General features: G+C 73.2%; 22 protein-coding genes. 11 read left to right on the top strand and 11 right to left on the bottom strand.

The window, feature by feature from the left end:
• The 7 genes from cysC to ACFIF2_RS32155 all read left to right on the top strand — a co-directional run bounded on the left by cysC (position 1) and on the right by ACFIF2_RS32155 (position 6,680).
• Entirely contained in the window at positions 1-567 is a 567-nt protein-coding gene (cysC, locus tag ACFIF2_RS32185) for an adenylyl-sulfate kinase (protein ID WP_395576810.1), read from the top strand.
• A complete protein-coding gene (cysD, locus tag ACFIF2_RS32180) occupies positions 564-1,502 on the top strand; it encodes a sulfate adenylyltransferase subunit CysD (protein WP_395576809.1) in 939 nt (312 codons plus the stop codon). The genes cysC and cysD overlap by 4 nt, the downstream gene beginning before the upstream one ends.
• Before the next feature lie 2 nt (positions 1,503-1,504).
• Positions 1,505-2,860 carry a sulfate adenylyltransferase subunit 1 gene (locus ACFIF2_RS32175; RefSeq protein WP_395576808.1) on the top strand — a complete coding sequence of 452 codons (1,356 nt, stop codon included), beginning with the start codon at positions 1,505-1,507 and terminating at the stop codon, positions 2,858-2,860.
• Between the two features lie 242 nt (positions 2,861-3,102).
• Positions 3,103-4,206, top strand: a complete 1,104-nt coding sequence (locus tag ACFIF2_RS32170) for an aliphatic sulfonate ABC transporter substrate-binding protein (protein ID WP_395576807.1) — start codon at positions 3,103-3,105, stop codon at positions 4,204-4,206.
• A gap of 35 nt (positions 4,207-4,241) precedes the next feature.
• Positions 4,242-5,036: an ABC transporter ATP-binding protein gene (locus tag ACFIF2_RS32165; protein WP_395576806.1), complete on the top strand. Its 795-nt coding sequence runs from the start codon at positions 4,242-4,244 to the stop codon at positions 5,034-5,036.
• Positions 5,023-5,934: an ABC transporter permease gene (locus ACFIF2_RS32160; protein ID WP_395576805.1), complete on the top strand. Its 912-nt coding sequence runs from the start codon at positions 5,023-5,025 to the stop codon at positions 5,932-5,934. The genes ACFIF2_RS32165 and ACFIF2_RS32160 overlap by 14 nt, the downstream gene beginning before the upstream one ends.
• A gap of 8 nt (positions 5,935-5,942) precedes the next feature.
• Positions 5,943-6,680: a sirohydrochlorin chelatase gene (locus ACFIF2_RS32155; RefSeq protein ID WP_395576804.1), complete on the top strand. Its 738-nt coding sequence runs from the start codon at positions 5,943-5,945 to the stop codon at positions 6,678-6,680.
• A gap of 21 nt (positions 6,681-6,701) precedes the next feature.
• Here ACFIF2_RS32155 and ACFIF2_RS32150 read toward each other — a convergent pair whose 3' ends face one another.
• The 5 genes from ACFIF2_RS32150 to ACFIF2_RS32130 form a co-directional block, all read right to left on the bottom strand.
• A complete protein-coding gene (locus ACFIF2_RS32150) occupies positions 6,702-7,250 on the bottom strand; it encodes a DUF1697 domain-containing protein (RefSeq protein ID WP_395576803.1) in 549 nt (182 codons plus the stop codon).
• Positions 7,251-7,445: 195 nt separating this feature from the next.
• On the bottom strand, positions 7,446-8,648 hold the full coding sequence (locus ACFIF2_RS32145) for a glycosyltransferase (protein WP_395576802.1): 1,203 nt from the start codon (positions 8,646-8,648) through the stop codon (positions 7,446-7,448).
• A gap of 50 nt (positions 8,649-8,698) precedes the next feature.
• The gene (locus ACFIF2_RS32140; protein ID WP_395576801.1) at positions 8,699-9,979 is read right to left on the bottom strand and encodes an ABC transporter substrate-binding protein; all 1,281 of its coding nucleotides are present in this window, start codon (positions 9,977-9,979) and stop codon (positions 8,699-8,701) included.
• Positions 9,979-10,812, bottom strand: a complete 834-nt coding sequence (locus tag ACFIF2_RS32135) for a carbohydrate ABC transporter permease (RefSeq protein WP_395576800.1) — start codon at positions 10,810-10,812, stop codon at positions 9,979-9,981. Before ACFIF2_RS32135 ends, ACFIF2_RS32140 begins: the two co-directional genes overlap by 1 nt.
• Complete coding sequence (locus ACFIF2_RS32130) at positions 10,809-11,756, bottom strand: carbohydrate ABC transporter permease (protein WP_395576799.1); 948 nt, start codon at positions 11,754-11,756, stop codon at positions 10,809-10,811. The genes ACFIF2_RS32135 and ACFIF2_RS32130 overlap by 4 nt, the downstream gene beginning before the upstream one ends.
• 204 nt (positions 11,757-11,960) lie before the next feature.
• Here ACFIF2_RS32130 and ACFIF2_RS32125 point away from each other — a divergent pair, with 204 nt between their 5' ends.
• On the top strand, positions 11,961-12,824 hold the full coding sequence (locus ACFIF2_RS32125) for a phosphotransferase enzyme family protein (protein WP_395576798.1): 864 nt from the start codon (positions 11,961-11,963) through the stop codon (positions 12,822-12,824).
• 25 nt (positions 12,825-12,849) lie between these two features.
• Here the strand turns inward: ACFIF2_RS32125 and ACFIF2_RS32120 are convergent, their stop codons facing one another.
• Positions 12,850-13,572: a 3'-5' exonuclease gene (locus tag ACFIF2_RS32120; protein ID WP_395576797.1), complete on the bottom strand. Its 723-nt coding sequence runs from the start codon at positions 13,570-13,572 to the stop codon at positions 12,850-12,852.
• Between the two features lie 137 nt (positions 13,573-13,709).
• On the bottom strand, positions 13,710-14,957 hold the full coding sequence (locus tag ACFIF2_RS32115) for an SAV2148 family HEPN domain-containing protein (RefSeq protein ID WP_395576796.1): 1,248 nt from the start codon (positions 14,955-14,957) through the stop codon (positions 13,710-13,712).
• Positions 14,958-15,323: 366 nt separating this feature from the next.
• Here ACFIF2_RS32115 and glgX point away from each other — a divergent pair, with 366 nt between their 5' ends.
• Complete coding sequence (gene glgX / locus ACFIF2_RS32110; protein ID WP_395576795.1) at positions 15,324-17,462, top strand: glycogen debranching protein GlgX; 2,139 nt, start codon at positions 15,324-15,326, stop codon at positions 17,460-17,462.
• Here glgX and ACFIF2_RS32105 read toward each other — a convergent pair.
• Entirely contained in the window at positions 17,459-18,805 is a 1,347-nt protein-coding gene (locus ACFIF2_RS32105; protein WP_395576794.1) for an MFS transporter, read from the bottom strand. The genes glgX and ACFIF2_RS32105 overlap by 4 nt on opposite strands.
• An 81-nt stretch (positions 18,806-18,886) precedes the next feature.
• On the opposite strand from ACFIF2_RS32105, the gene treY reads away from it, so the two are divergent.
• The gene (gene treY / locus ACFIF2_RS32100; protein WP_395576793.1) at positions 18,887-21,343 is read left to right on the top strand and encodes a malto-oligosyltrehalose synthase; all 2,457 of its coding nucleotides are present in this window, start codon (positions 18,887-18,889) and stop codon (positions 21,341-21,343) included.
• 61 nt (positions 21,344-21,404) lie between these two features.
• On the opposite strand, the gene ACFIF2_RS32095 is transcribed toward treY, so the two are convergent.
• The 3 genes from ACFIF2_RS32095 to ACFIF2_RS32085 all read right to left on the bottom strand — a co-directional run bounded on the left by ACFIF2_RS32095 (position 21,405) and on the right by ACFIF2_RS32085 (position 24,021).
• Positions 21,405-21,899, bottom strand: coding sequence for an SSI family serine proteinase inhibitor (locus ACFIF2_RS32095; RefSeq protein WP_395576792.1), 495 nt, complete (start codon positions 21,897-21,899; stop codon positions 21,405-21,407).
• On the bottom strand, positions 21,896-23,221 hold the full coding sequence (locus ACFIF2_RS32090; protein ID WP_395576791.1) for a M14 family zinc carboxypeptidase: 1,326 nt from the start codon (positions 23,219-23,221) through the stop codon (positions 21,896-21,898). Before ACFIF2_RS32090 ends, ACFIF2_RS32095 begins: the two co-directional genes overlap by 4 nt.
• Positions 23,222-23,469: 248 nt before the next feature.
• On the bottom strand, positions 23,470-24,021 hold the full coding sequence (locus ACFIF2_RS32085) for an FHA domain-containing protein (RefSeq protein WP_395576790.1): 552 nt from the start codon (positions 24,019-24,021) through the stop codon (positions 23,470-23,472).
• A 208-nt stretch (positions 24,022-24,229) separates the two neighbouring features.
• Between ACFIF2_RS32085 and treZ the strand changes: the two genes are divergently transcribed.
• Entirely contained in the window at positions 24,230-25,975 is a 1,746-nt protein-coding gene (gene treZ / locus ACFIF2_RS32080) for a malto-oligosyltrehalose trehalohydrolase (protein WP_395576789.1), read from the top strand.
• The last annotated feature ends 28 nt before the right edge of the window (positions 25,976-26,003 follow it).

Raw genomic sequence — 26,003 nt, 5'->3', positions numbered from 1 at the left:
ATGACGACCACCGAGAATCAGGAGAACCACGTGACGACCGGAGCCACCGTCTGGCTCACGGGTCTGCCGAGCGCCGGCAAGACCACCATCGCCTACGAGCTGGCGGGCCGGCTGCGCGAGGAGGGCCACCGCGTCGAGGTGCTCGACGGCGACGAGATCCGCGAGTTCCTCTCGGCGGGCCTCGGCTTCAGCCGCGCGGACCGGCACACCAACGTGCAGCGCATCGGCTTCGTCGCCGAACTGCTCGCCCGCAACGGCGTCACGGCGCTGGTCCCGGTCATCGCCCCGTACGCCGAGAGCCGGGACGCGGTCCGCACCCGGCACGAGGCGAACGGCACGGCGTACGTGGAGGTGCACGTGGCCACCCCCGTCGAGGTGTGCTCGGTGCGCGACGTGAAGGGCCTGTACGCCAAGCAGGCCGCGGGCGAGCTGACGGGGCTCACCGGGGTCGACGACCCGTACGAGGAACCCGTCAAGCCCGACCTGCGCATCGAGTCGCAGGACCAGACCGTCCAGGAGTCCGCCGCGGCGGTCCACGCCCTGCTCACCGAAAGGGGACTGGCATGACGACGACCGTCGCAGCGGTGCGGGAGGGCACGGCCGGCCCGTACGCCCTCTCCCACCTCGACGCGCTCGAATCGGAGGCCGTGCACATCTTCCGCGAGGTGGCGGGCGAGTTCGAGCGGCCGGTGGTCCTGTTCTCCGGCGGCAAGGACTCCATCGTCATGCTGCACCTGGCGCTGAAGGCGTTCGCCCCCGCGGCGGTGCCCTTCTCGCTGCTGCACGTGGACACCGGGCACAACTTCCCCGAGGTCCTGGAGTACCGCGACCGGACGGTGGACGAGCACGGGCTGCGGCTGCACGTCGCCTCCGTGCAGGACTACATCGACCGGGGGGTGCTCAAGGAGCGCCCGGACGGCACGCGCAACCCGCTCCAGACGCTGCCGCTGACCGAGAAGATCCAGGCGGAGAAGTTCGACGCCGTCTTCGGCGGCGGGCGCCGCGACGAGGAGAAGGCCCGGGCCAAGGAGCGGGTGTTCTCGCTGCGCGACGAGTTCTCCCAGTGGGACCCGCGCCGCCAGCGCCCCGAGCTGTGGAACCTGTACAACGGCCGGCACGCGCCCGGCGAGCACGTCCGCGTCTTCCCGCTCTCCAACTGGACCGAGCTGGACGTGTGGCAGTACATCGCCCGCGAGGGCATCGAGCTGCCGGCGATCTACTACGCGCACGAGCGCGAGGTCTTCGCCCGCTCCGGCATGTGGCTGACCGCCGGCGAGTGGGGCGGCCCGAAGGACGGCGAGACGGTCGTCAAGCGGCGGGTCCGCTACCGCACCGTCGGCGACATGTCCTGCACCGGCGCCGTCGACTCCGACGCCGACAGCATCGAGAAGGTGATCGCCGAGATCGCCGCCTCCCGGCTCACCGAGCGCGGCGCGACGCGTGCCGACGACAAGATGTCCGAGGCCGCGATGGAAGACCGCAAGCGCGAGGGGTACTTCTAGCCATGACCAGCACCACCGAACCCATAGAGCCGCTCTCCGTCGAGCAGCTGTCGGAGACCACCCTGCTGCGGTTCGCCACCGCCGGGTCCGTCGACGACGGCAAGTCCACCCTGGTCGGCCGGCTGCTGCACGACTCCAAGTCGATCCTCACCGACCAGCTGGAGGCCGTGGAGCGCGCCTCCGCGAGCCGCGGCCAGGAGGCCCCGGACCTCGCGCTGCTCACCGACGGCCTGCGCGCCGAGCGCGAGCAGGGCATCACCATCGACGTGGCCTACCGCTACTTCGCCACCGCGCGCCGCCGGTTCATCCTGGCGGACACCCCCGGGCACGTGCAGTACACCCGCAACATGGTCACCGGCGCCTCCACGGCCGAGCTGACGGTGATCCTGGTCGACGCCCGCAACGGCGTCGTCGAGCAGACCCGCCGGCACGCCGCGATCGCCGCCCTGCTGCGCGTCCCGCACGTCGTCCTCGCCGTCAACAAGATGGACCTGGTCGACTACAAGGAGCCCGTGTTCGCCGCGATCGCCGAGGAGTTCACGGCGTACGCGCTGGAGCTGGGCGTCCCGGAGGTCACCGCGATCCCGATCTCGGCGCTCGCCGGTGACAACGTGGTGGAGCCGTCGGCGGTCATGGACTGGTACGGCGGCCCGACCGTGCTGGAGCACCTGGAGACCGTCCCGGTCAGCCACGACCTGGCGCACTGCCACGCCCGGCTGCCCGTGCAGTACGTGATCCGGCCGCAGACCGCCGAGCACCCCGACTACCGCGGCTACGCCGGCCAGATCGCCGCCGGCACCTTCCGCGTCGGCGACCCGGTGACCGTGCTGCCGTCCGGCCGCACCTCGACGGTGTCCGGCATCGACCTGCTGGGCGAGCCGGTGGACGCCGCCTTCACGCCGCAGTCGGTGACGCTGCTGCTGGAGGACGACATCGACGTCTCGCGCGGCGACCTGATCGTGCCCAGCAAGGACGCCCCGGCCACCAGCCAGGACGTCGAGGCCACCGTCTGCCACGTCGCCGACGCGCCGCTCACCGTGGGCCACCGCGTGCTGCTCAAGCACGGCACCCGCACGGTCAAGGCGATCGTCAAGGACATCCCGGCCCGGCTCACGCTGGACGACCTGTCGCTGCACCCGCACCCCGGGCAGCTCGTCGCCAACGACATCGGCCGGGTGAAGATCCGGACGGCGGAGCCGCTGCCCGCCGACTCCTACGCCGACTCCCGTCGCACCGGTTCGTTCATCCTGATCGACCCGAGCGACGGCACCACGCTCACCGCCGGCATGGTCGGCGAGTCCTTCGCGACGCCGGAGCCGGTGAAGGACGCGGCGGACGACGACGGGTGGGACTTCTGAGCATGAACTCCCCCGACTTCTACTCCACGTTCGCGAAAGAGGGCGGCCGCGTCGGGAGCGGGGCGCGAGGCAGCGGGCAGGGCGGGGTTGCGCGATGCGGACGGTGACGTACGCGCACCGCTCGCGCGCCCGCACCGCCCACCCGCACAGCCGAAGACCTGCCGACCTCCCGGCCACGACCTGACACCTCGGACCCAGAACCGACAGGCGTGCGAGCCGGGCCGACGAGAGGAACACCTCCCGTGCCTGCCACCACCGCCCCGCGCCGCGCCCTGGCGGTCATGGCCGCGCTTCCGCTCCTGACCCTGGCCGCCTGCGGGTACGGCTCCCAGGCCAAGGACGACGACACCGTCAAGGTGGCAGCGGGCGCCGAGAAGATCGACGGACTGGACTCCGTCCGCATCGGCTACTTCGGCAACGTCACCCACGCCACCGCCCTGGTCGGCAACCAGAAGGGCTTCTTCCAGAAGGCGCTGGGCGGGACCGAGGCCAAGTACGCGACCTTCAACGCGGGCCCGTCCGAGATCGAGGCGCTGAACTCCGGCTCGATCGACATCGGCTGGATCGGCCCCTCCCCCGCGATCAACGGGTACGCCAAGGCGGACGGCAAGAACCTGCGGATCATCGGCGGTTCGGCCTCCGGCGGGGTGAAGCTGGTGGTGAACCCGGACCGGATCAGGTCCCTGAAGGACGTCGAGGGCAAGCGCATCGCGACCCCGCAGCTCGGCAACACGCAGGACGTGGCGTTCCTCAACTGGGCCGCCGAGCAGGGCTGGAAGGTCGACGCGCAGAGCGGCAAGGGCGACGTGACGGTCGTCCGCAGCGACAACAAGGTCACCCCGGACGCCTACAAGGCCGGTTCCCTGGACGGCGCCTGGGTGCCCGAGCCGACCGCGTCCAAGCTGGTCGCCGAGGGCGGCAAGGTGCTGCTGGACGAGTCGACGCTGTGGCCGGACGAGAAGTTCGTGATCACCAACATCATCGTGTCGCAGAAGTTCCTCGAGGAGCACCCGAAGGCCGTCGAGGCCGTCCTGAGGGCCTCGGTCGACACCAACGCGTGGATCGAGGCCCACCCGGACGAGGCCAAGGCCGCGGCCAACGAGCAGCTGGAGAAGGACACCGGCAAGGCGCTGCCGGCCGAGGTCCTGGACCCGGCGTGGGAGTCGATCGAGCTGACCGACGACCCGCTGGCCGCCACCCTCGACGCCCAGGCGGACCACGCGGTGAAGGCCGGTCTGCTGGACGAGCCGGACCTGAAGGGCATCTACGACCTCGCGCCGCTCAACAAGGTCCTCGGGGCCAAGGGCCGGCCCGCGGTCGACGACGCCGGCCTCGGCGTGAAGTAAGCCCGGAACCCGACCATCCCCAGGAGGTGACGACCATGGCCACGACCACGACCCTCGCCAAGGCCGACGAGGGCACCGGGGCGGCCGAGCCCGCCGCCCGGATCGAGCACGTCTCGAAGTCCTTCGCGGGCCCCACGGGGCAGCAGCTCGTGCTGGACGACATCACCCTCGATGTCGCGCCCGGCGAGTTCGTCACCCTCCTGGGGGCGTCCGGCTGCGGCAAGTCCACGCTGCTGAACCTGGTGGCGGGCCTGGACCGGCCCAGCGCCGGGGCGATCGCCACGGACGGGCGCCCGGCCCTGATGTTCCAGGAGCACGCCCTGTTCCCGTGGCTGACCGCGGGCAAGAACATCGAACTGGCCCTGAAGCTGCGGGGCGTGCCCAGGTCCGAGCGCCGCGACAAGGCGGAGGAGCTGCTCGAACTCGTCCGGCTGAAGGGCGCGTACGGCAAGCGGGTGCACGAGCTGTCGGGCGGTATGCGCCAGCGGGTCGCGATGGCCCGGGCGCTGGCCCAGGAGAGCAAGCTGCTGCTGATGGACGAGCCGTTCGCGGCGCTGGACGCCATCACGCGGGACGTGCTGCACGACGAGCTGACCCGGATCTGGCGGGAGACGCGGCTGTCCGTCCTGTTCGTCACGCACAACGTGCGCGAGGCCGTCCGCCTCGCCGAGCGCGTGGTGCTGCTGTCGTCGCGTCCCGGGCGCATCGCGCGGCAGTGGACGGTCGGCATCCCGCACCCGCGCCGCATCGAGGACACCGCCGTGGCGGAACTGTCCGTCGAGATCACCGAAGAACTGCGTGGGGAGATCCGCCGCCATGGCCAGCACTGACACGACGCGCCCCGGCAAGGGGAGCGACGCCAAGGAGGGCGGCGATCTCGCCGGCCTGGAGGCGGGCCTGGACGCGCTGGAGACGGTGCAGCAGGGCCGCAGGCCCTTCCGGCAGACCTTCGTGGAGAAGATCCTGCCGCCGGCCCTCGCCGTGCTGCTGGTGCTGGCGGTGTGGCAGGGGCTCGTCTCCTTCGAGATCGTCGACGACCCGACCAAGCTGCCCGCCCCCTCCGCCGTGTGGGACGTCGTCCATCAGGCCTGGCTCCAGGGCGAGCTGCTCGGCTACATCTGGACCAGCGTCTCGCGCGGCCTGTCCGGCTTCGTGCTGGCGCTGCTGATCGGCACTCCGCTGGGGCTGCTGGTGGCACGGGTGAAGTTCGTGCGGGCGGCGATCGGCCCGATCCTGTCCGGCCTCCAGTCGCTGCCGTCGGTGGCGTGGGTGCCGCCGGCCGTGATCTGGCTGGGCCTGAACGACAAGATGATGTACGCCGTCATCCTGCTCGGCGCGGTGCCGTCCATCGCCAACGGCCTGGTGTCGGGTGTCGACCAGGTGTCCCCGATCTTCCTGCGCGCCGGCCGCACGCTGGGCGCGACGGGCCTGAAGGGCACCTGGCACATCGTGCTGCCGGCCGCGCTGCCCGGCTATGTGGCGGGCCTGAAGCAGGGCTGGGCGTTCTCCTGGCGGTCGCTGATGGCCGCCGAGATCATCGCCTCCTTCCCCGACCTCGGGGTGGGCCTCGGCCAGTTGCTGGAGAACGGCCGCAACGCGAGCGACATGGCCATGGTGTTCGAGGCCATCCTGCTGATCCTGATCGTCGGTATCGCCATCGACCTGCTGATCTTCAGTCCGCTGGAGCGGTGGGTGCTGCGCAGCCGCGGTCTGCTGGTGAGGAGCTGACAGCCGTCATGTCCGCGCCGGTCCTTCTGGTCATCGCCCACGGCAGCCGCGACCCGCGGCACGCCGCGACCGTGCACGCCCTGGTCCGCCGGGTCCGGTCGCTGCGCCCGGACGTACGGGTGGAGACCGGGTTCCTGGACTTCAACGTCCCGTCGGTGCAGGGGGTCCTGGAGTCCCTGGAGACCGAGGGGGTACGGGACGTGGTGGCGCTGCCGCTGCTGCTGACCCGCGCCTTCCACGCCAAGGCGGACATCCCGGCGGTCCTCGCGGACGCGCCGCCGCGCCTCAGGGTCCGGCAGGCGGAGGTGCTCGGCCCCTCGCCGCTGCTGCTCTCGGCGCTGGAACGGCGCCTGTACGAGGCGGGCCTGACGCCCGCCGACAAGTCCTCGACCGGGGTCGTCCTGGCCTCGGCGGGGTCCTCCGACCCGGAGGCGATCGCAGTGATCGCAGATATCGCGCGGGAGTGGCGGCTCACCGGTTGGTGCGCCGTGCGGCCTGCGTTCGCCTCCGCATCCCTGCCGCGCACCGAGGACGCGGTGCGCGAACTGCGGGAGCTGGGCTGCTCCCGCGTGGCCGTCGCGCCGTACGTCCTGGCCCCCGGTTTCCTGCCGGACCGCATCGCGCGGGGCGCGGCGCGGGCGGACGTGCTCGCGGACGTGCTCGGACCCGCGCCGGAGGTGGCGCGGGTGCTGCTGGAGCGGTACGACGCGGCGCGGGTGCCGGTGCTGGCGGCGGTCGGGGCCTGAGCCCCGGCGCCGGCGCGGTGCTCAGGCGCCGGTCAGCTCCACGAGCTTGACGACGGTGTTCCAGTTGCGGGTGGTGGCGACGACGCCCTTGTTCAGGCGGGGCCTGGCGAGGGCCCCGGCGAGCTTGGAGCGGCCCAGGCCGTCCGGCGCGTACAGGTACAGGGCGCGGTCACCGAGGCGGAACTCCTCGGGACGGAAGGCCGCCTGATCGATCTCCGCGAAGCGCTCGGCCGTCACGGGCGCCGAGAAGTAGGTGACGTGGAGCTGCCTGGCCTCCAGGTCGGCGGCCGGGAACGGGCACGTCTCGGCGACCGCCCTCAGGTAGGCGTGGTCACGCACGATCACGTCCACCGCGAAGCCGAAGCGCTCCTCGATCGCGTCCCGCACCGCGGCGGCGAGGGACTCCTCGTCGCCGCGGTCGGAGCCGAACACGGCCTGGCCGCTCTGGAGATAGGTGCCCACGGCGTCGTGGCCGAGGTCCTCCAGGAGGGTGCGCAGTGCGGCCATCGGGACCTTCTTGGCGCCGCCCACGTTGATGCCGCGCAGCAGGGCCGCGTACCTCGTCGTCATGCCCACACCCTAGGACGGCCGTCGTGCCCCGTGGGGGTGGGCACGACGGCCGGGGTCCGCGCCGGGCGGACGTGCGCGTCACTCTCGCGGATGCGGTGTGCGCGGTTCAACCACTACACGCACCTGTGACTTATTCAACAAGTCTGCGCAACGGGCGGCTCAAGCACCGATGGGCTGCCGTTCCCCGTGGTGCGGTCAGCTCCTGGCCGCCGGCAGCTCTGCCTCGATCAGGTCGGCCGCCCGCCGGGTGCCGCCCTCCTGGGCCGTCCGCGCCTGGATCTCCCGCAGGCGCCGGGCCACCTCGGGGTCGTCGACCAGCGCGAGGGCGGCGGTGCGCAGCGCCTCGGCGGTGGCCTCCTCGGTGGGGAGGTGCCGGGCCACGCCGAGCCCCTGGAGCATGTCCGCGTTGCCGAACTGGTCCACGGCCTGCGGTACGGCGATCATCGGCGTGGCGGTGGCCAGGCCCTCCTGGCTGCCGCCGGCGCCGGCGTGGGTGACGAACAGGTCGGCCTGCTGGAGGACCGACAACTGCGGCACCCACGAGCGCACTTCCACGTTCTCCGGTACGTCGCCCAGCTCGGCCGCGTCGACGTGCTTGCCGACCTGGAGCACCAGGTGCCAGCCGGGCAGCTCGCCGAATGCCTTGACGCACTCCCGGTAGAACGCCGGCTGCTTGGTGAAGGACGACCCGAGGGAGACGAGGACGACCTTCCGGGCCCCCTCGGGCCGCTGCCAGTCGCCCTCGGCGGAGCGGTCGCCCTGGCAGGCGCCGACGAAGGTGTACGTCTTCTCGTCGACCCGGTCGGCGTGGGGCTGGAGCGCCTTGGGGATCAGCACCAGGGAGCGGGCGGGGCGCCCGGTGAACGGGTCGGGGTGCTGGGTGATCCCGTTCTCCTCCAGCCAGGCGTGGAACCGGGCGTAGTACGCCTGGCCGCGCTCGGTCTTCAGCGGCTCCTCCCACATCGGCTCGCCGACCTCCTGCTCGTACCCCTCCCAGGCGACCATGCACGGCGAGAGGGAGATCACGGGCACGCCCCAGCGGTGGCCGAGGACGCGGGCCGGGTAGGCGGAGATGTCGTGCAGGATCAGGTCGGGCTCGTCCCCGTCGTACGCCTCGGCCAGTTGCGGAAGTGCCTGGATCGCGTCGTCCAGGAACGGCTCCACGTTGTCCAGCAGGGTGGTTCCCCACGCCTCCGGGTCGGCGTCGGGGCCGGGCAGTGTGCTGTTCCAGAGCTTGGGCTCGGCGCCCGTCCCGGCGACCTTCTCCGCGAAGAGCGGCGGGATCGCGTACGTCACCCGGTGCCCTCGCGCGACGAGCTCGCGGATCACCTCCAGGCTGGGGTTCACGTGGCCGTGCGCGGCGATGGAGAACATGGCGATGTGTGCGGGGCGTGTCATGGGAGCAGGGTAGGCAAGACGATACGTCTCGTGCAATCCAATTCACGCCGTCAGCGCTGGTAGCGGGCGAGGACGAGGTTGCCGTCCTCCTCCAGTCTCCCGCGCAGCTCGTCGAGATCGATCGCTCCGCTGTAGTACTCCTGGAGCGCGGGGGTGGCCACCTTGTCCTTCCACTCCGGGTAGCCCCGGACGGACTGCGCGGGCGCCGGGCGCAGGTGGCCGGCGAGGGCGGTGCCCGTGGCCCAGCCGTGTTCCTCCGTGTGCAGAGCGGGGTCCTTCAGGGCCTGGGTGCCGGTGGGCAGCATCCAGTCGCCGAGGGCGAGGCGCACCATGTTCTCCGGCTGGAGGAGGAAGTCGAGGAAGGCGGCCGCCTCCTTCTTGTGCGGGCTATCCTCGGCGATCGACAGGGTCTGCGGGCTGACGCCCTGGGCGAGCCCGTCGGCGCCCGCCGGGGCGGGCAGCACCTGCCACTCGAAGCCGTCGGATGCCTGCTGTTCGATCTGCTGGCGGTAGGAGAAGCCCAGGGGCACCATCGCGTACCTGCCGGCGAAGAACCCGGGCAGGGTGTCGGAGCCGCCGCTGCCCAGCGTGGTGGGGGAGGCGCTGTGGTCGGTGTTGACCTGGTCGTGGACGGTGCGGGGCACGACCTGGTCGCCCGCCTCGAAGCGGACGGTGACCTTCCCGTCCGTGCCCCGGTGGAACAGCCGCCCGCCGGTGGACAGGGACAGGTTGAGCGTGGCGGACACCGGCTCCTTGAGCGGCCACGCCACCCCGTACCTGCCCTCGCCGCTCAGCCGCTCGGTGACCTGCCGGAACTCCGGCCAGGTCCAGGGGCGTTCGGGCGTGGGGATCCGGACGCCCGCCCGCTTCAGGAGGGTCGCGTTGGCGATCAGCACCCGGGGCTCCTGGAGGAACGGCACGCCGTAGAGACCGTCCCCGAAGGCAACCGTGTCCCAACTGCGCCGCGGGATGTCGGACTTCAGCCGCTCGGGCAGCAGCTCGGTCAGGTCGGCGAGGTAACCGCCGTAGGCGAAGTCCGCGAGGTCGTCGGAGGCGTCGTGGATGATGTCGGGCGCCTCACCGCCCTCGAAGGAGGTGAGGAGCTGGTCGTGGACGCTGTCCCAGCTGCCCTGGACGTACTCCACGCGCACGTCGGGGTGGGCGGCGTTCCACTCCCGCACCAGTTCCTTGTTGGCCTCGACGGACTCCTCCTGCCAGGCCAGGGACTGGAAGCGCAGGGTGATCCGGCCGTCCTCGGTTCCTGGGTCGTCGGTGCAGCCCGCGAGCAGGAGGACGAGGGAGACGAGCAGGGTCGTGATCCTGGTACGCATCAGCTCTTCACCGCCCCGGCGAGCATGCCGCCCGTGATCCGCCGCTGGATGAGCGCGAAGACCACCAGGGAGGGCAGGGTCGCGAGGAAGGCCGCCGCCGCGAGCGGTCCGAGGTCGGCGACGCCCTCGGCTCCGATGAAGTGGGTGAGGATCACGGGCAGGGTCTGCTTCTCCGGTGTCTTGAGGAGCACCAGCGCGAAGAAGAACTCGTTCCACGCGGTGATGAAGGCGAACAGCGCGGTCGCCACGATCCCCGGCGCGAGCAGCGGCGCGGTCACCGAGACGAGGGTGCGCAGCCGCCCGGCGCCGTCGACCGCCGCCGCCTCCTCCAGCTCGGCCGGCACCGCCCGTACGTACCCGGCGAGCATCCACAGCGCGAACGGCAGCGACCACACCACGTAGACCAGCACCAGCCCCGGGACGCTGTTGATCAGCCGGAGGTTCTTCAGGACCAGGAAGAGCGGGATGATCAGCAGGACGAAGGGGAACGCCTGGCTGACCACGACCCACCCGGTGGCCGCCCTGGCGAGCCGCCCGCGGTGCCGGGCCATGACGTACGCCATCGGCGTCGCGATCACCACGGCGACCACCGCGGCGCCGAGCGCGGCGAGCAGGGAGTTGAGCGCGGCCCGCAGCAGCGGCTGCTCGTCGAAGGCCTGCCGGAAGTTGTCGAGGGTGGGGTGCTCCGGGATCCAGGTGGGGTGGAGGCTCGCCAGCTCCTGCGGCGGTTTGAACGCGGTGGAGATCAGCCACAGGAACGGGAAGGCCAGGAAGACGAGGTACGCGAGCAGCGCGGCGTACTGGCCCGCGCGAGCCCTTTTCGAGGTCCTCATGCCGTGCCGCCTTCCTTGAGTCCGCCCCTCAGCCGCCCGACGAGGAAGACGGCCAGCAGGATCGAGATGACGGCGACCATGACGCAGCCCATCGCCGCCGCGTAGCCGAACTGCCCGTAGCGGAAGGCCTCCTCGTACGCGAAGAGCATGGGCAGCCTGGTCCGGCCGCCGGGGCCGCCGCTGGTCAGCACGTAGACCAGGGCGAAGGAGTTGAAGTTCCAGATGAGGTTGAGCGCGGTGATGGCGAGCGCGACCGGTCTGAGGGCGGGCCAGGTGACCGTGCGGAAGCGGCGCCAGGCACCGGCGCCGTCCACCGCGGCGGCCTCGTGCAGTTCGCGCGGGGTGTTCTGGAGGCCGGCGAGCAGGGCGACCGTGGTCTGCGGCAGGCCGGCCCAGACGCCGACGACGATGACCGCGGGCAGGGCGGTGGCGAGGCCGCTGAGCCAGTCCCGGCCGTCGCCGAGGCCGAGGTCGCGCAGCGTCTCGTTGAGGATGCCCGCGTCCGGGTTGTAGACCAGCCGCCACATGATGCCGACCACCACCTCGGGCATCGCCCAGGGGACGATGGCCAGGGCGCGGGCCAGCCAGCGCAGCCGCAGGTTCTGGTTGAGCAGCAGGGCGAGGCCGAGCGCGAGCAGGAACTGCGGCACCGTCACGCCGGCCGCCCAGACCAGTCCGATGCGGAACGACTCCCAGAACAGGGTGTCGTGCGTGAGATCCTGGAAGTTCAGGGTGCCGATCCACTGCGTGGGCTCCGTCCGGCCCGACTGCGCGTCGGTGAAGGCCAGCAGGATGCCGTAGAGCAGCGGTCCGACGCTGAGCACCAGGATCGGGATCAGCGCGGGCAGCACCAGGAACCAGGCGCCGTGGTCGGGGCCGCGCCCGCGCCGGTCCGTGCCGGGCGCGCGCCGCGCCGGCTTTCTCGGCTCGGTCACCGATGTCACGTCATCAGCCCCTTTGCGCGGCTCGGACGGGCCTGGTCATGGTCGTGAAGGCGCGGTGCCCCGTCAAGAGCCCGCGTACACGCTCCCACCTGTGCGAATGCGACACTGACCGACGGATGGCGGGAACCCGACGGACACGGCGGGCAGAACGGACACGACGCCGGGCACGCGGACGCGGACGCACGGACACGGAGGCAGGGGACGATGGACGAGGCACGGGCGCGGGAGGTGCTGGCCGCGGCGGGAGTGCTGCCCGGCCACGCGCGGGAGGCGCGGCTGCTGGCTCTCGGCGAGAACGCGGTGTTCGCCGCCGGTGACCTGGCGGTCAAGGTGGGCCGCGACGCCGAACTCCTCGACCGGGCACGCCGGGAACTCGCCGTCGCCGTGTGGCTGGAGGAGGCCGGCGTCCCGGCGGTCCGGGCGGCCGAACCGACGGCGCTGTTCGTCGACGGGCACCCGGTGACCGTGTGGCGGCGGCTGCCCGACCCGGTGCGGCCCGCCGAGCCGCGGGACGTGGCCGCGCTGCTGCGGCTGGTCCACGCTCTGCCCTCCCCCTCCTTCGCGCTGCCGCCCCGCGAGCTGCTGGGCGGGGTGGAGCGCTGGCTGCGGCTCGCGGGCGACGTGATCGACCCGGCGGACGCCGCCTATCTGCGCGAGCGGCGCGACGGTTTCGCGACGGCCGCCGCCGCACTCGTCCCGCACCTGACGCCGGGACCGATCCACGGGGACGCGCTGCCCCGCAACGTGCACGTCGGGCCGGACGGACCGGTCCTGGTCGACCTGGAGACCTTCTCCACCGACCTGCGCGAGCACGACCTGGTGGTCATGGCCCTCAGCCGGGACCGCTACGGGCTGCCCGCCGAGGCGTACGACGCCTTCACCGCCGCCTACGGCTGGGACGTGCGCACGTGGGACGGCTGCGCGGTGCTGCGCGGGGCCCGGGAGACGGCCAGCTGCGCCTGGGTGGCCCAGCACGCGCCGAGCAACCCGAAGGCGCTGGCCGAGTTCGAGCGCCGGGTGGCGTCGCTGCGGGACGGGGACCCGACGGTGCGGTGGTATCCGTTCTGACCGCGCGTCGCCGTCCGGTGCCCGGTCAGACCCGTTCGTCGGCCGGTTCGCGCAGCGGCCACGTCCCGTCGACGACGGCCGTGGCGTCGCCCTTGCGGCGCAGGAAGCTCTGGAAGTCCGCCGCCCACTCGGCGTACCACTCGATCTGGCGGTGGTGCAGGTCCGCCGGGCCGAGGGACGCCACCTTGGGGTGGCGGCCGGCTATCGCGCACGCGAGCCGGGCCGCGGCGAGGGCGTCGGCGGTGGCGTCGTGGGCGGCGTCGAGCGGGACGCCGTACTCCCGGCAGACCGCTTCCAGGTTGCGCTTGCCGCGGCGGTAGCGGTCGACGGAGCGGTCGATGGTGTACGGGTCTATGACGGGGGCCGGGTCCAGGCCGCCCAGGCGGTCCCGCAGGGACGGCAGGCCGTGGCGCCGCAGTTCGGCGGAGAGGAGGGTGAGGTCGAAGGCCGCGTTGTAGGCGACGACCGGGACACCCGTCTTCCAGTACGACGTGAGCACGTCGGCGATGGCGTCCGCGACCTGGTCGGCGGGGCGGCCCTCGCCGGCCGCCCGCTCATTGGTGATGCCGTGCACCGCCACCGCGTCCGCCGGGATCTCCACGCCGGGGTCGGCCAGCCACTCCCGGCGGCCCAGCGGCTCCCCGCCCCTGACCTCGATCACGGCCCCCGTGACGATGCGCGCCTCGCACGGGTCGGTGCCCGTCGTCTCCAGGTCGAAGCCGATCAGCAGCTCCCGGTGCCAGCCCATGGGCGGTCCCCCTTCTTGGTGGTGCGTTCCCCCAGTGGTCCCCACCTTCGCACGGGCCACTGACAATCAGAGGATCGCATTCCGCTTACCTGCGCCCTCGCACCCCGGCAGGCCGGCCGCCGACCCCGTACCGACGCTCACGACACGGGCCGCGAATCAGCCCACATCAGCTCGAACTCCTCGCGATAGGTGGGAAAGAGCCCGCCTTCGTCACTCTGGTCCGCCTTCACGACCTTTCCACCGTTCCGTCCGTTTCTCAGCACGAGCACCGGCGCCTCCATCCCTCGCGTCCGGCGCAGGTAGGACTGCACGACCGCGATGCCGTCGACGCCGTCGCCGTCGACGAGGTAGGCGGTGAAGCGGGGGGTCTCGTCGAAGACCTGGATCTCGAACGCGCCCGGGTCCCGCAGCCGGGAGCGCACCCGGCGCATGTGCAGGATGTTCATCTCCACGGCGCGGCTCAGCTCGCCGCGCTTGATGCCGAGTTCGCGCTCGCGGCGCTTGATCGCGCTGGACGCCGGGTTCAGGAAGAGCAGCCGGATCCGGCCGCCGGACTCGGCCAGCCGGAGCAGGCGGCGGCCGGAGAAGTTCTGCACGAGCAGGTTGAGGCCGATCCCGAGGGCGTCCACGCGCCGCGCGCTGCCGAAGAGGTCCTCGGCCGGGAACTGGCGCAGCAGCCGCACCCGGTCGGAGTGCACGGCGACCACGTCGGCGTACCGGTCGCCGACCAGGTCCTCCACGGCGTCGACCGGCAGCCGCCGCGCGGACGGCACGTCACTGCCGGCGCCCAGCACCTCCAGCAGCCGCGCCGAGGCCCGCTCGGCCTGGTTCAGCACCGCCTCGGACAGGGCCCGGTTGCGGGAGACGACGTTGCGGGTGACCTCCAGCTCGTCCAGGGCGAGTTCCACGTCGCGGCGCTCGTCCACGTACGGCTCGAAGCACGGCCAGTGCTGGACCATCAGCTCGCGCAGCTGCGGCAGGGTCAGGAAGCTGAGGACGTTGTCGTCGGCCGGGTCGAGCAGGTAGCCCTTGCGGCGGCTGACCTCGCGGACGGCGACGGCGCGCTGCACCCACTCCTGGCCGGCGGGGCCGGCCGCGGCGACCACCCAGTCGTCGCCGTGGACGGGTTCGTAGACCGGCCTGAGGACCGCGGCGACGACCGCGCGCAGCCGCTGTTCGACGAGGTTGAGCCAGATGTAGGCCCGGCCGGCCCGCTGCGCACGGGTGCGCACCTCGTGCCACGCGTCGGCGTCCCAGTCCAGCTCCGGCCCGATCGCGCCCGCGTTCATCGGCCGCGCCAGGGACACCGCGCCGGGCGGGACGTCCGTGGAGTTCCCCTGGTGTCCGTCGTCACCAGGAGGCAGCTCCAGCCCTCCCGAGCCCACCCGCGCACCGCCTTCCGCTCCCTCGGAGCACTCCCGGTCAGACCCCGTCCCAACGATCAAGGAAGGGTACTCCGCGAGCGGTCCGCGGTGCAGCCCGATGGACGGGCCGGTTTTCCCAACCTCCTTGATCTCCACGCCCGTTCCGTCGGTCCGCACACCGGCGAGTGAGCGGATTCATAGCGGTGACACGGCCGGGTACGGGGAAGACTCCCTCGCACCCCGCACGGGGCGCGTGTGGAGCAGAACGCCCACGGGTGGGTAGGAGGACGTACGTGCTAGGTCGTCGCCTCACTTTCGGGGAGACTTCCGGGAGACTCGGAGCCAAGGCGTCCGTACCGGCGCCCCACACCTGAAAGAGTCGTGTTCATGCAGGTCTGGCCTGGAGAGGCGTATCCACTCGGTGCCACGTACGACGGCGCCGGTACCAATTTCGCGGTCTTCACGGAGGCCGCCGACCGAGTAGAGCTGTGTCTGCTGCACGACGACGGCTCGGAGACCGCGATCGAGCTGCGGGAGAGCGACGCGTTCGTCCGGCACGCGTACCTGCCGGGCGTGATGCCGGGGCAGCGGTACGGCTACCGCGTGCACGGCCCGTACGCCCCGGAGCGCGGCTTGCGCTGCAACAGCGCCAAGCTCCTCCTCGATCCGTACGCGCGTGCGATCAGCGGCTCGATCCAGTGGGGCGAGGAGGTGTACGGCTACCACTTCGACGATCCCGGCCGGCGCAACGACCTGGACTCGGCGCCGCACATGATGACGTCGGTCGTGGTCAACCCGTACTTCGACTGGGGCGACGACCGGCGTCCCCGGACGGAGTACCACCACACCGTGCTGTACGAGGCCCACGTCAAGGGCCTGACGATGCGGCACCCGGGCCTGCCCGAGGAACTGCGCGGCACCTACGCGGCCCTCGCGCACCCGGCGCTCATCGAGCACCTGACCGAACTGGGGGTGACGGCGCTGGAGCTGATGCCGGTGCACCAGTTCGTGAACGACCACCGCCTGGTGGACATGGGCCTGAACAACTACTGGGGCTACAACACGATCGGCTTCTTCGCCCCGCACAACGCCTACGCCTCCTGGGGCGACCGCGGCCAGCAGGTGCTGGAGTTCAAGTCGGCGGTGAAGGCGCTGCACGAGGCGGGGATCGAGGTGATCCTCGACGTCGTCTACAACCACACCGCCGAGGGCAACCACCTGGGCCCCACGCTGTCCTTCAAGGGGCTCGACAACCCCTCCTACTACCGGCTGACCGACGACCCCCGCTACTACATGGACACCACGGGGACCGGGAACTCGCTGCTCATGCGGTCCCCGCACGTACTCCAAATGATCATGGACTCGCTGCGGTACTGGGTCACCGAGATGCACGTCGACGGCTTCCGCTTCGACCTCGCGGCCACCCTGGCCCGGCAGTTCCACGAGGTGGACCGGCTGTCGTCGTTCTTCGACCTGGTGCAGCAGGATCCCGTGGTCTCCCAGGTCAAGCTGATCGCCGAGCCGTGGGACGTGGGCGAGGGCGGCTACCAGGTGGGAAACTTCCCGCCGCTGTGGACCGAGTGGAACGGCAAGTACCGGGACACGGTGCGGGACCTGTGGCGCGGCGAGCAGCGCACGCTGGCGGAGTTCGCGTCCCGGCTGACCGGGTCCTCGGACCTCTACCAGGACGACGGCCGCCGTCCGCTGGCCTCGATCAACTTCGTGACCTGCCACGACGGCTTCACCCTGCACGACATGGTGGCGTACAACGAGAAGCGCAACCACGCCAACGGGGAGGACAACCGCGACGGCGAGAGCCACAACCGGTCGTGGAACTGCGGGGCCGAGGGCGAGACCGACGACCCGGCGGTGCTGGAGCTGCGGGCGCGCCAGATGCGGAACTTCATCGCCACCCTGCTGCTCTCCCAGGGCGTGCCGATGATCAGCCACGGCGACGAGTTCGCCCGCACCCAGCGGGGCAACAACAACGCCTACTGCCAGGACAACGAGCTGGCGTGGGTGGCGTGGCCCGGCGGGGACGGGGACGGGGACGGCGGCACGGGCGTCGGGGCGGGGCTGCTGGAGTTCACCCGCGCGATGGTGTGGCTGCGCCGCGACCACCCGGTCTTCCGCAGGCGGCGCTTCTTCCACGGACGCCCCGTGGAGGGCACCCGCGACGAGCTGTCGGACATCGCCTGGTTCACCCCGGAAGGCGCGGACATGACGCAGCGGGACTGGGACTCGGCGCGGGCGTCGGCGCTCACGGTGTTCCTGAACGGCAACGCGATCTCCGAGCCCGGGGCGCGCGGGGAGCGCATCGCCGACGACTCGTTCCTGCTGATGTTCAACGCCTCGCCCAAGCCGCTGGACTTCGTGGTGCCGGTCGACCACGGACGCCAGTGGGAGGTGATCGTGGACACCGCCCTGACCGAGGGGGTGCCCACGGGCACCGGTCCGAAGGTCCAGGCCGGGGACCGGCTGACCCTGGTGGACCGGAGCCTGACGGTGCTGCAGCGGCCCGTCTAGGCGGGCGTGTCGCCCGAGCGGCCCTCCACGCGCGCGTGGGGGGCCGCTTCACGCGCGTGGGGGGCCGCTTCCGCGTGCGCGGGGGGCCGCTTCCGCGTGTCGTGCGGTGCTTCCGCGTGCCGTGCGGTGCGGGGCGCCGGGCGGGCCACCAGGGCGAGCACGCACGCCGTCCCGGCGGCCGCGCAGGCCACCCCGAACGCCGCGGCCGGGCCGTGGGACTCGGCGAGGCGTCCGGTGACGACCACCGCGAGGGCCTGCCCGCCGACGACCGCGCTGGTCGCGAAGGCCATCGCCTCGGCGAGCCGGGCCCGTGGCACCACCCGCTCGGTGAGTGCGGAGACGGTGATCAGGTGGGGGGCGTAGGCGGTGCCGAGGACGGTGACCACGACGTACAGACCGGCCAGGCTGTCGGTCCACAGCAGTGGCAGCGACAGGGCGCACGCGGTCGCGGTGGCCGCCCGCCAGCGCGCCCGGAGCCCGAAACGGGCGGGCACCGCGGCCATCGCGAGCCCCGCGACCGCGCTCATCACTCCCATGGCGGCGTAGACGAGCCCCGCCTGCTCCGGCTGCCCGAGCCGCTCGGTGAGCGCGGTGATGCCCGCCTGGCAGGCCCCGAACATCGCCCCCTGGAGGGCGAGGGAGGCGCGCAGGGCGTGCACCGCGCGGGGCATGCGGGGGCGCGTGCCACCGTCCCCGGCGGACGAGGGCGCCGCCGCGCGGGCGGTCGGGTGCAGGGCGAAGGCGGTGCCGCACCCGGCGACGAGGACGGCGGCGCCGGCCAGGGCGTACGCCGGGTGGGCGAAGACCGCGGCCAGGCCGACCAGGGCAGGACCCAGGACGAAGGAGACCTCGTCGAGGGCGCTCTCGAAGGACAGCGCGGCGCCCACGGTGGACTCGGGCGCACGGGCCCGGCGGGCGAGCCCCAGCAGGCGGGCGCGGGCCAGCGGGCCGATCAGGGGCACGCTCGCGCCCGCCACCGCGCCGAGCGGCACCAGCACCGGCGTCGCCGCCCCGGCGAGCGCACCGGCCACCAGGGCGGCGATCGCGAGGGCGTTGACCAGGGCGAGGACGAGGACGACGGTGCGCTGGCCGTGCCGGTCCGCGAGCCGGCCGACCAGCGGGGCGCAGGCGACCTGGCCGACGGCGAGCGCTCCCCCGGTCAGCCCCGCGGCGGCCAGCGAACCGCTGGTACGGGCGACCAGCAGGACGCTGCCGAACTGGATCGTGGCCGTCGGCAGGCGCCCCAGGAAGGACACCGCCGGCAGCAGCGGCCCGGTCAGGCCGATCACCTGACGGTAGGCCTCCAGCGCACCGTGCCGCCCGGTCCCCCCGCTGCTTCCCATCACCCGAAGCTAGCCACGCGCGCGTACACCCGAGGAGGGGCCGATGACACGAAAGGCGGCGGGGCGGGTACGTAGGTTTGCATGACGCCTGAGCGACCCGACCCGGTGCTGTCCTCCGCCTCCCCGGCCCCCTCGGCCACCTACCGGCTGCAACTGCGGCCCGAGTTTCCCTTCTCCGCCGCCGCCGCGGCCGTGCCGTACCTGGCCTCGCTCGGCGTGTCGCACCTGCACCTGTCCCCCGTGCTGGAGGCGGTCCCGGGCTCGCCGCACGGCTACGACGTCGTGGACCACGCGCGCGTGCGCGGGGAACTGGGCGGCGAGGAGGGGCTGCGGTCGCTGGCACGCACCGCGCGGGAGCACGGTCTCGGCCTGGTGGCGGACATCGTCCCGAACCACATGGCGATGTCGCCCCGGCACAACCACGCCCTGTGGGAAGTACTGCGCGAGGGGCCGAAGTCCCCGTACGCGCGGTGGTTCGACATCGACTGGGAGGCCCAGGACGGCCAGGTGCTGGTGCCGGTGCTCGGCGCGCCGGTCGGCGACGTGCTGGACGAGCTGCGGGTCGACGGCGACGTACTGCGGTACCACGACCACGCCTTCCCCCTGCGGGACGGCACCCGGGACCTGCCGCTGCCGCAGCTCCTGGACGCGCAGTGGTACCGCCCGGTGTGGTGGCGGCTCGCCCGCACCGACCTGAACTACCGGCGCTTCTTCAGCATCTCGGAGCTGATCGGCGTACGGGTGGAGGATCCCGAGGTCTTCGAGGCCACGCACGCCACCGTCCTGCGGCTGCTGCACGAAGGCGTCATCGACGGGCTGCGCGTCGATCACCCGGACGGCCTCGCCGACCCCGACACCTACCTGCGGCGGCTGCACGAGGCCAGTGGCGGGCGGTGGACGGTCGTGGAGAAGATCCTGTCGGACGGTGAACGGCTGCCCGCCGCCTGGCCCGTCGCGGGCACGACCGGCTACGACGCCCTGCGCCACGTCGACGGGCTCTTCACGGACCCGGCCGGATACGGCGAACTGCTCGGGCAGTACCGCAGGTTCGCCGCCCCGCAGACGGACCGGGGCGGGGACTGGGCGGCGACGGTGCGGCGGGCGGCGTACAAGGTGCTCACGCACGAGCTGGCCACCGAGATGGACCGGCTGACCCGGGTGACGCACCGCCTGTGCGTCGCCTCGCCCGATCCCGCGCTGCGCGACCGGTCGCCGTGGGCGCTGCGGACGGCGCTGCGGGAGCTGCTGGTCCGGCTGGAGGTGTACCGGCCCTACGAGTCGGTGGACGCGGCGTCGGTCGTCACCGAGGACGCGGCGGCCGAGGCGCGGGGCGCGTTCGCGGTGCCGGAGGAGGCCGGCGCGGTCGATGTCGTACGGGGCCTGGTGCTGGGGCGGTTCGGGGACGGGCCGGAGCACGTGGAGTTCCGGACGCGGTTCGCGCAGACCGCGTCGGCCCTGCGCGCGAAGTCGGTGGAGGACACGGCGTTCTACCGCTACGTGCCGCTGCTGTCGGCGACCGAGGTGGGCGGGAACCCGGGGAGCCCGGCCCTGTCGCCGGAGGAGTTCCACGCGTACTGCGCGCGCGTGCAGCGCGACTGGCCCCTGACCGGCACGGTCGTCTCGACCCACGACACCAAGCGCAGCGCCGACGTACGGGCCGCGCTGGCGGTGCTCACCGAGTGCCCGCGGCGGTGGGCGGACGTCCTGACGGAGGTCACCCGCACCGGCGAGGGCGTGCCGGACGCGCAGCTGGCGTGGGCGGCCTGGCAGACGGTGTTCGGGCTGGGGCCGGCGGACGGGGAGCGGGTGCGGGAGGCGCTGCTGAAGCACGTGCGCGAGGCGGGGATGTACACCAGCTGGACGGAGCAGGAGCCGCCGTACGAGGAGGCGGTGACGCGGTTCGTCGCGGCGGGGCCGTGCGGCGCGCCGGGTGAGCGGGTGGCCGCCTTCCGTGCCGCCGTGGGGCCGCACATCCGGGCCAACGTCCTCGGTACGGCGCTCACGCACCTGACGATGCCGGGGGTGCCGGACGTCTACCAGGGCACGGAGGGCGAGTCCCTGGCCCTGGTGGACCCGGACAACCGCCGGCCCGTGCGGTTCCCGCCCACCGGGGCCGGGGAGGCCGGGCTCGGGACCGACGGGCTCGGGACGGACGGGCTCGGGACGGACGGGCTCGGGACGGACGGGGAGAAGTGTGCGGTGACGCGGGCCGCGCTGGCGCTGCGCGCACGGCGGCCGGACGCGTTCGGCGACGCGGCGACGTACGAGCCGTTGTCCGCCGACGGCCCGGCGGCGGCGCACTGCGTGGCGTTCGTCCGCTCCGGAGAGGTCCTGACGGCCGTGACCCGGCTGTCGCTGCGGCTGGCGGAGGCGGGCGGCTGGCAGGAGACGAAGCTGCCCCTGCCGCCGGGCCGCTGGGCCGACGCGCTGGCACCCGGCCGGGAGTTCGCCGGGCACGCGCGCGTGGAGGAGCTTTTCGAGAGCCTTCCGGTGGCCCTGCTGGAACGGGTGGAGGGGGCGGAGGCAAGCGCGCCCTGAACCCGGGCGCACCCGGATTCCAGCACTCCTCGCGGCCTCACCGGGGCTCACCCCCCGCGTCTCACCGCGGCTCGCCCTCCGTGTCCCACGCGAAGACCGATCCCGTCCGTGCCGTCATCACGCACGGGTTGGGGAAGGTCTGCGTGTACCGCACCGGCCGGCCCCGCCACTGGCCGTGGGCGTGGGCCGTCACCGGGGCGTGGACCAGCGTGCAGTGGGTGTCGCGGGGCGGGATGTCGGCGATGCGGCCGCCCGTGGCGCCGAGTTCCGCGCAGGCGCCGGCCGCGCGGGCGTGCCCCCGGGGCGGGTCGCACAGCAGGAGGGCGCCGCGGGTGGTGCCGGGCCCGGAGCCCGAGGGCGCGCCGGGCCGGGCGCCCGACGGGGTCTCGCCGTGGGTGGACGGGGTCTCGCCGTGGGTGACGGTGAGCAGGAGCCAGTCGTGCGCCGGTGCCCGCCCGGCGGTGGCCTGCGCCGGGGTGGCGCAGGTGAGGAGCAGGGCCGTGGCCGCGAGGAGGGCGGCCCGGGCGGCCGCTCGGGGCGTGGAGAAGTGGGTCATTCCCGGTGCATCGGCACGGCGGCCTCGGAACCCCAGCCCGGCTCACCCGAACGGGAGCCCGCGCTGGACCGCCGCACGGCCAGTTCGAACGCGGCGAGGACGACCCGGGTCTGGTACTCCACCTGGCGCGAGACCGGTATCCAGCGGGCCGCGCAGCCGTCGCGGTAGTCGGCGCAGCCCTCGTCGACGAGCCGGTCCAGCTCGGGCAGGACGCCCGCCGGGTCTTCGCCGGCGCGGGTCACCAGCTGGTGCAGCAGCCCCGCGGTCCGCAGCGACAGGCGCCGTCCGGCGAGCCGCAGCGCGACCAGGTGGGCGGTGCTCATCGGCGGGAGCGAGCGGCCCGACCCGTCGTCGGTGTCGGGGTCCCACGCGTCGGCGAGGCGGGGACAGACCAGCAGGTAGTCGTCGACCGGCGCGAGGAGGTGCGCCGCGTCCGGGACGGTGGCCAGGCGCGGCCGGATCCGGGCGAGGGCGCGGTGCAGGCGCCGGGTGTCCTGGCGCAGGGTGCGGCTCACGGACCGCAGCACGGCGTCGCGGTCGGCCGGAGGGGAGCCGTCCGCCACGGCGTCCACGCCCCACATGGGCGCCTCGACGACCGCGGTGACGGTGCCGTACCGCCGCGGGTGGCACCACGTCGACTCGACGGCGGCCTCGGTGATGGCCGCGGTGAGGTCGCCGCGGCGGGGCGGGGGGATGCGGTAGACGGCGGGGCCGAGGCCGGGCCAGTACAGGGTGTCGTAGGCGCCGAGTTCGCGGGGTATGCCGAGCCGGGCCGCGGCGTGGGCGATGCGCTGGGCGAGGCCCGGCAGGTCGTGGGTCAGTTCGACGAAGCCGCCGCCGACGTCGACGCCGTGCAGGGAGCAGTGGAGGAAGGGCCGCAGCTTGTCCTGGAGGGCGAGCAGGGCGCGGGTCTCCGGCAGCGCGGGGTGGTCCGGGCCGTTGGGCAGCCACTCGGGCTGTTCCAGGAAGCCGGGGCGGAAGAAGTTCCGGGCGTAGCGGCCGAGGGTGTAGGGGCCTGACAGCCAGCCCTCGTTGCGGCGCAGGCCGTCCGGGTCGGCGCACAGCAGCAGGTTCCACGTGGCGTCGGCCCCCTCGGTGAGCCGGGGGTCGGCCAGGGCGCGCTCGGCCAGCCGCAGGACGGTGGCGCCGCCCACCGGTTCGTTGGCGTGCGGACCGGCGACGACGAGGGCCTGGCGGCTGCCGTGGCCGACGGAGAGCAGCAGCAGCGGGGTGCCCGCGCGGGAGGTGCCGACGCGGCGCAGCCGGGCGTGCCGGGGGTGGCGGGCGACGAGCGCGGCGGCCCGTGCGCCCAGCTCGTCCACGGTCGGATAGCGAAGGAGGGGCGGCAGGGCACACCTCCACGATGCGGGCCGTCGGTTCACCTGGCGTGCGCGGTGTACGCACAGTCAGTCACGACTTCAGGGCTTCGTCAACACCATGAAAAGCAAAGGGATTTGTCCCACTGGTCCGTCCTGTGATCCGCCCCGTGGTCCGTCCTGCGATCGCCCCACCGGGATGCACCACACCGGGTGAAGCCCAGGCCAGAGCTGTGCGCGCCGCCTCGTGCGGATCAGGTCGCCGCGAGGCGGAAGGCCATCTGACCGAAGCCGATCTGGTCACCCTCGCGGACCACGGCCGCACCGATGACCCGCCGCCCGTTGACCGTGGTCCCGTTGGTCGAGCCGAGGTCGCGCAGCACCCACATGCCGCCCTGGCGGCTGAGTTCGGCGTGCACGCGGGACACCGTCTCGTGGGTCAGCCGCAGCCCGCTCGCCGGGTCGCGCCCTATGCGCAGCGGATGACCGGTACCGGGGTGGGGCAGCAGGAGCTTGGGCAGCCGCTCGGCCTGCCAGGCCCGGCGCAGCCGTACGCCGAACCCGGACACCGCCTCGACGGTGCCGAACACCAGCCGCGACACCCGGCTCTCGGTGGGCAGGTCGGCGGTGAGCGCGGCGAGTTCCTCCAGGCGGCGGGCGGCGAGGGCCAGCTCCATCCTGCGGATGAACGTGTCGTGCGACAGACGCCCCATGACGACACCGTCCCGGAGCACCTTCAGCGCCTTGTCGCGCTCCGCGTCGGACAACCGCGCGGGGTACGTGTGGAACTCGAAGGACGACGTCACGCTCGTGATTGTCGGTCAGCCGGGCCGGGGTGTCCAGGAAACGGGAAAACGGCCACCACGCGCGCGGTGCGCGGCCGTCGGACGCGGGGCGCGGCGTGCCGCCGGACACGACACCTGCCGCGAACGGTGCTTTTCCCCAGCGGACTGATCGCTTTTGCAGGACCATGGACGGGCTACATCACGGTGAGCAGACGAAGGGGAACCGTCCGTGCAGTTCGAGGTGTGGGCACCGCAGGCCGGCCGGGTGACGCTGAAGTGCGACGGCGTCACGCACGCGTTGGAGCAGGATCCGGAGCGGCCGGGGTGGTGGTGCGGCCGGGCGCAGGCGCACGACGGCTCGCGGTACGGCTTCGCGGTGGACGACGGGCCGGTGCTGCCGGACCCGCGCTCGCGCCGGCAGCCGGACGGGCCGGACGGGCTGAGCGCGGTCGTGGACCACGGGCGGTACGCGTGGCGCGCACCGTGGGCCGGGCGTCCGCTGCCCGGCGGCGTCCTGTACGAGCTGCACGTGGGCACGTACACGCGCGAGGGCACGCTCGACGCCGCCGCCGAGCGGCTCGACCACCTCGTGCGACTGGGCGTCACCCACGTCGAGTTGATGCCGCTGTGCCCCTTCCCCGGGCGGCACGGCTGGGGGTACGAGGGTGTCTCCCTGTGGGCGGTGCACGAGCCGTACGGCGGCCCCGAGGCGCTGAAACGCTTCGTCGACCGGGCCCACGAACTCGGCCTGGGCGTGGTCCTGGACGTGGTGCACAACCACCTGGGCCCCTCGGGCAACTACCTGCCCGCCTTCGGTCCGTACTTCACCGACACCCACCACACGCCCTGGGGCGTCGCCGTCAACCTGGACGCCCCGGGCTCGGACGAGGTCCGCGCGTACCTGGTGGACAGCGCGCTGGCGTGGCTGCGGGACTACCGGATCGACGGGCTGCGCCTGGACGCGGTGCACGCCCTCGTCGACACGCGGGCGTGCCACTTCCTCGAACAGTTGTCGACCGCCGTGGACGACCTGGCCGCCGACGTGGGCCGCCCGCTGTTCCTGATCGCCGAGTCCGACCTCAACGACCCCCGGATCATCACCCCGCGCGCGGAGGGCGGCCTCGGGGTGCACGCGCAGTGGAACGACGACTTCCACCACGCCCTGCACACCGCGCTGACCGGGGAGTCCCAGGGCTACTACGCCGACTTCGCGCACGCCGGTCTGGCGGCGCTCGCCAGGACGCTGACCCGGGGATACTTCCACGACGGGACGTACTCCAGCTTCCGGGGCCGCGCGCACGGCCGGCCGCTGGACCGCGGGCGGGTGGCCGCACACCGGCTCACCGGCTACAGCCAGACCCACGACCAGGTCGGCAACCGCGCCCAGGGCGACCGCCTGGCCGCGCTGGTCTCCCCCGGCCTGGCGGCCTGCGCGGCCACACTGACGCTGACCGCGCCGTTCACGCCGATGCTGTTCATGGGCGAGGAGTGGGCGGCGGGCACACCGTGGCAGTTCTTCACCGACCACACCGACCCGGAGCTGGCTCAGGCCGTGCGCGACGGCAGGCGGCGCGAGTTCGCCGCGCACGGGTGGCGGGAGGAGGACGTGCCCGACCCGCAGGACCCGGCGACGCGGGACCGGTCGTGCCTCGACTGGTCCGAGCCGGAACGCGAGCCGCACGCGCGCGTGCTGGCCTGGTACCGCCGGCTGATCGCCCTGCGCGCCGAGCAGCCGGACCTGACGGACCCGGACCTGGCCGACACCAGGGTCGCGTACGACGACGACGCGCGCTGGCTGGCCTTCCGGCGCGGCGACATCCGGGTGGCGGTCAACCTGGGTGCCGGGCCGGTGGCGATCCCGCTGGGTACCCGTCCGGCGCGGGTGCTCGCCGCGTGGGAGCCGGTGGAGGTGCCGGGCTCGGACGGGGTGCTGCGCCTGCCGGGCGAGTCGAGCGTGGTGCTCCTTCAGGACTGACGGGGGCCGGACAACAGGACCCGGACGA

Source organism: Streptomyces sp. BK79 (assembly GCF_044142145.1).
Lineage (GTDB): Bacteria > Actinomycetota > Actinomycetes > Streptomycetales > Streptomycetaceae > Streptomyces.
Note: the sequence above shows the minus strand (reverse complement) of the source record. Positions and strands in the feature narration are given on the sequence as shown.

What these genes read in the sequence shown, in the direction of transcription:
- ACFIF2_RS32165 (WP_395576806.1), top strand. Translation starts at nt 4,242, where the DNA reads ATGGCCACGACCACGACCCTCGCCAAGGCCGACGAGGGCACCGGGGCG.
- ACFIF2_RS32145 (WP_395576802.1), bottom strand. Translation starts at nt 8,648, where the DNA reads ATGACACGCCCCGCACACATCGCCATGTTCTCCATCGCCGCGCACGGC.
- cysD (WP_395576809.1), top strand. Translation starts at nt 564, where the DNA reads ATGACGACGACCGTCGCAGCGGTGCGGGAGGGCACGGCCGGCCCGTAC.
- ACFIF2_RS32125 (WP_395576798.1), top strand. Translation starts at nt 11,961, where the DNA reads ATGGACGAGGCACGGGCGCGGGAGGTGCTGGCCGCGGCGGGAGTGCTG.
- ACFIF2_RS32140 (WP_395576801.1), bottom strand. Translation starts at nt 9,979, where the DNA reads ATGCGTACCAGGATCACGACCCTGCTCGTCTCCCTCGTCCTCCTGCTC.
- ACFIF2_RS32150 (WP_395576803.1), bottom strand. Translation starts at nt 7,250, where the DNA reads ATGACGACGAGGTACGCGGCCCTGCTGCGCGGCATCAACGTGGGCGGC.
- glgX (WP_395576795.1), top strand. Translation starts at nt 15,324, where the DNA reads ATGCAGGTCTGGCCTGGAGAGGCGTATCCACTCGGTGCCACGTACGAC.
- cysC (WP_395576810.1), top strand. Translation starts at nt 1, where the DNA reads ATGACGACCACCGAGAATCAGGAGAACCACGTGACGACCGGAGCCACC.
- treY (WP_395576793.1), top strand. Translation starts at nt 18,887, where the DNA reads ATGACGCCTGAGCGACCCGACCCGGTGCTGTCCTCCGCCTCCCCGGCC.
- ACFIF2_RS32105 (WP_395576794.1), bottom strand. Translation starts at nt 18,805, where the DNA reads ATGGGAAGCAGCGGGGGGACCGGGCGGCACGGTGCGCTGGAGGCCTAC.
- ACFIF2_RS32095 (WP_395576792.1), bottom strand. Translation starts at nt 21,899, where the DNA reads ATGACCCACTTCTCCACGCCCCGAGCGGCCGCCCGGGCCGCCCTCCTC.
- ACFIF2_RS32175 (WP_395576808.1), top strand. Translation starts at nt 1,505, where the DNA reads ATGACCAGCACCACCGAACCCATAGAGCCGCTCTCCGTCGAGCAGCTG.
- ACFIF2_RS32155 (WP_395576804.1), top strand. Translation starts at nt 5,943, where the DNA reads ATGTCCGCGCCGGTCCTTCTGGTCATCGCCCACGGCAGCCGCGACCCG.
- ACFIF2_RS32135 (WP_395576800.1), bottom strand. Translation starts at nt 10,812, where the DNA reads ATGAGGACCTCGAAAAGGGCTCGCGCGGGCCAGTACGCCGCGCTGCTC.
- ACFIF2_RS32160 (WP_395576805.1), top strand. Translation starts at nt 5,023, where the DNA reads ATGGCCAGCACTGACACGACGCGCCCCGGCAAGGGGAGCGACGCCAAG.
- ACFIF2_RS32120 (WP_395576797.1), bottom strand. Translation starts at nt 13,572, where the DNA reads ATGGGCTGGCACCGGGAGCTGCTGATCGGCTTCGACCTGGAGACGACG.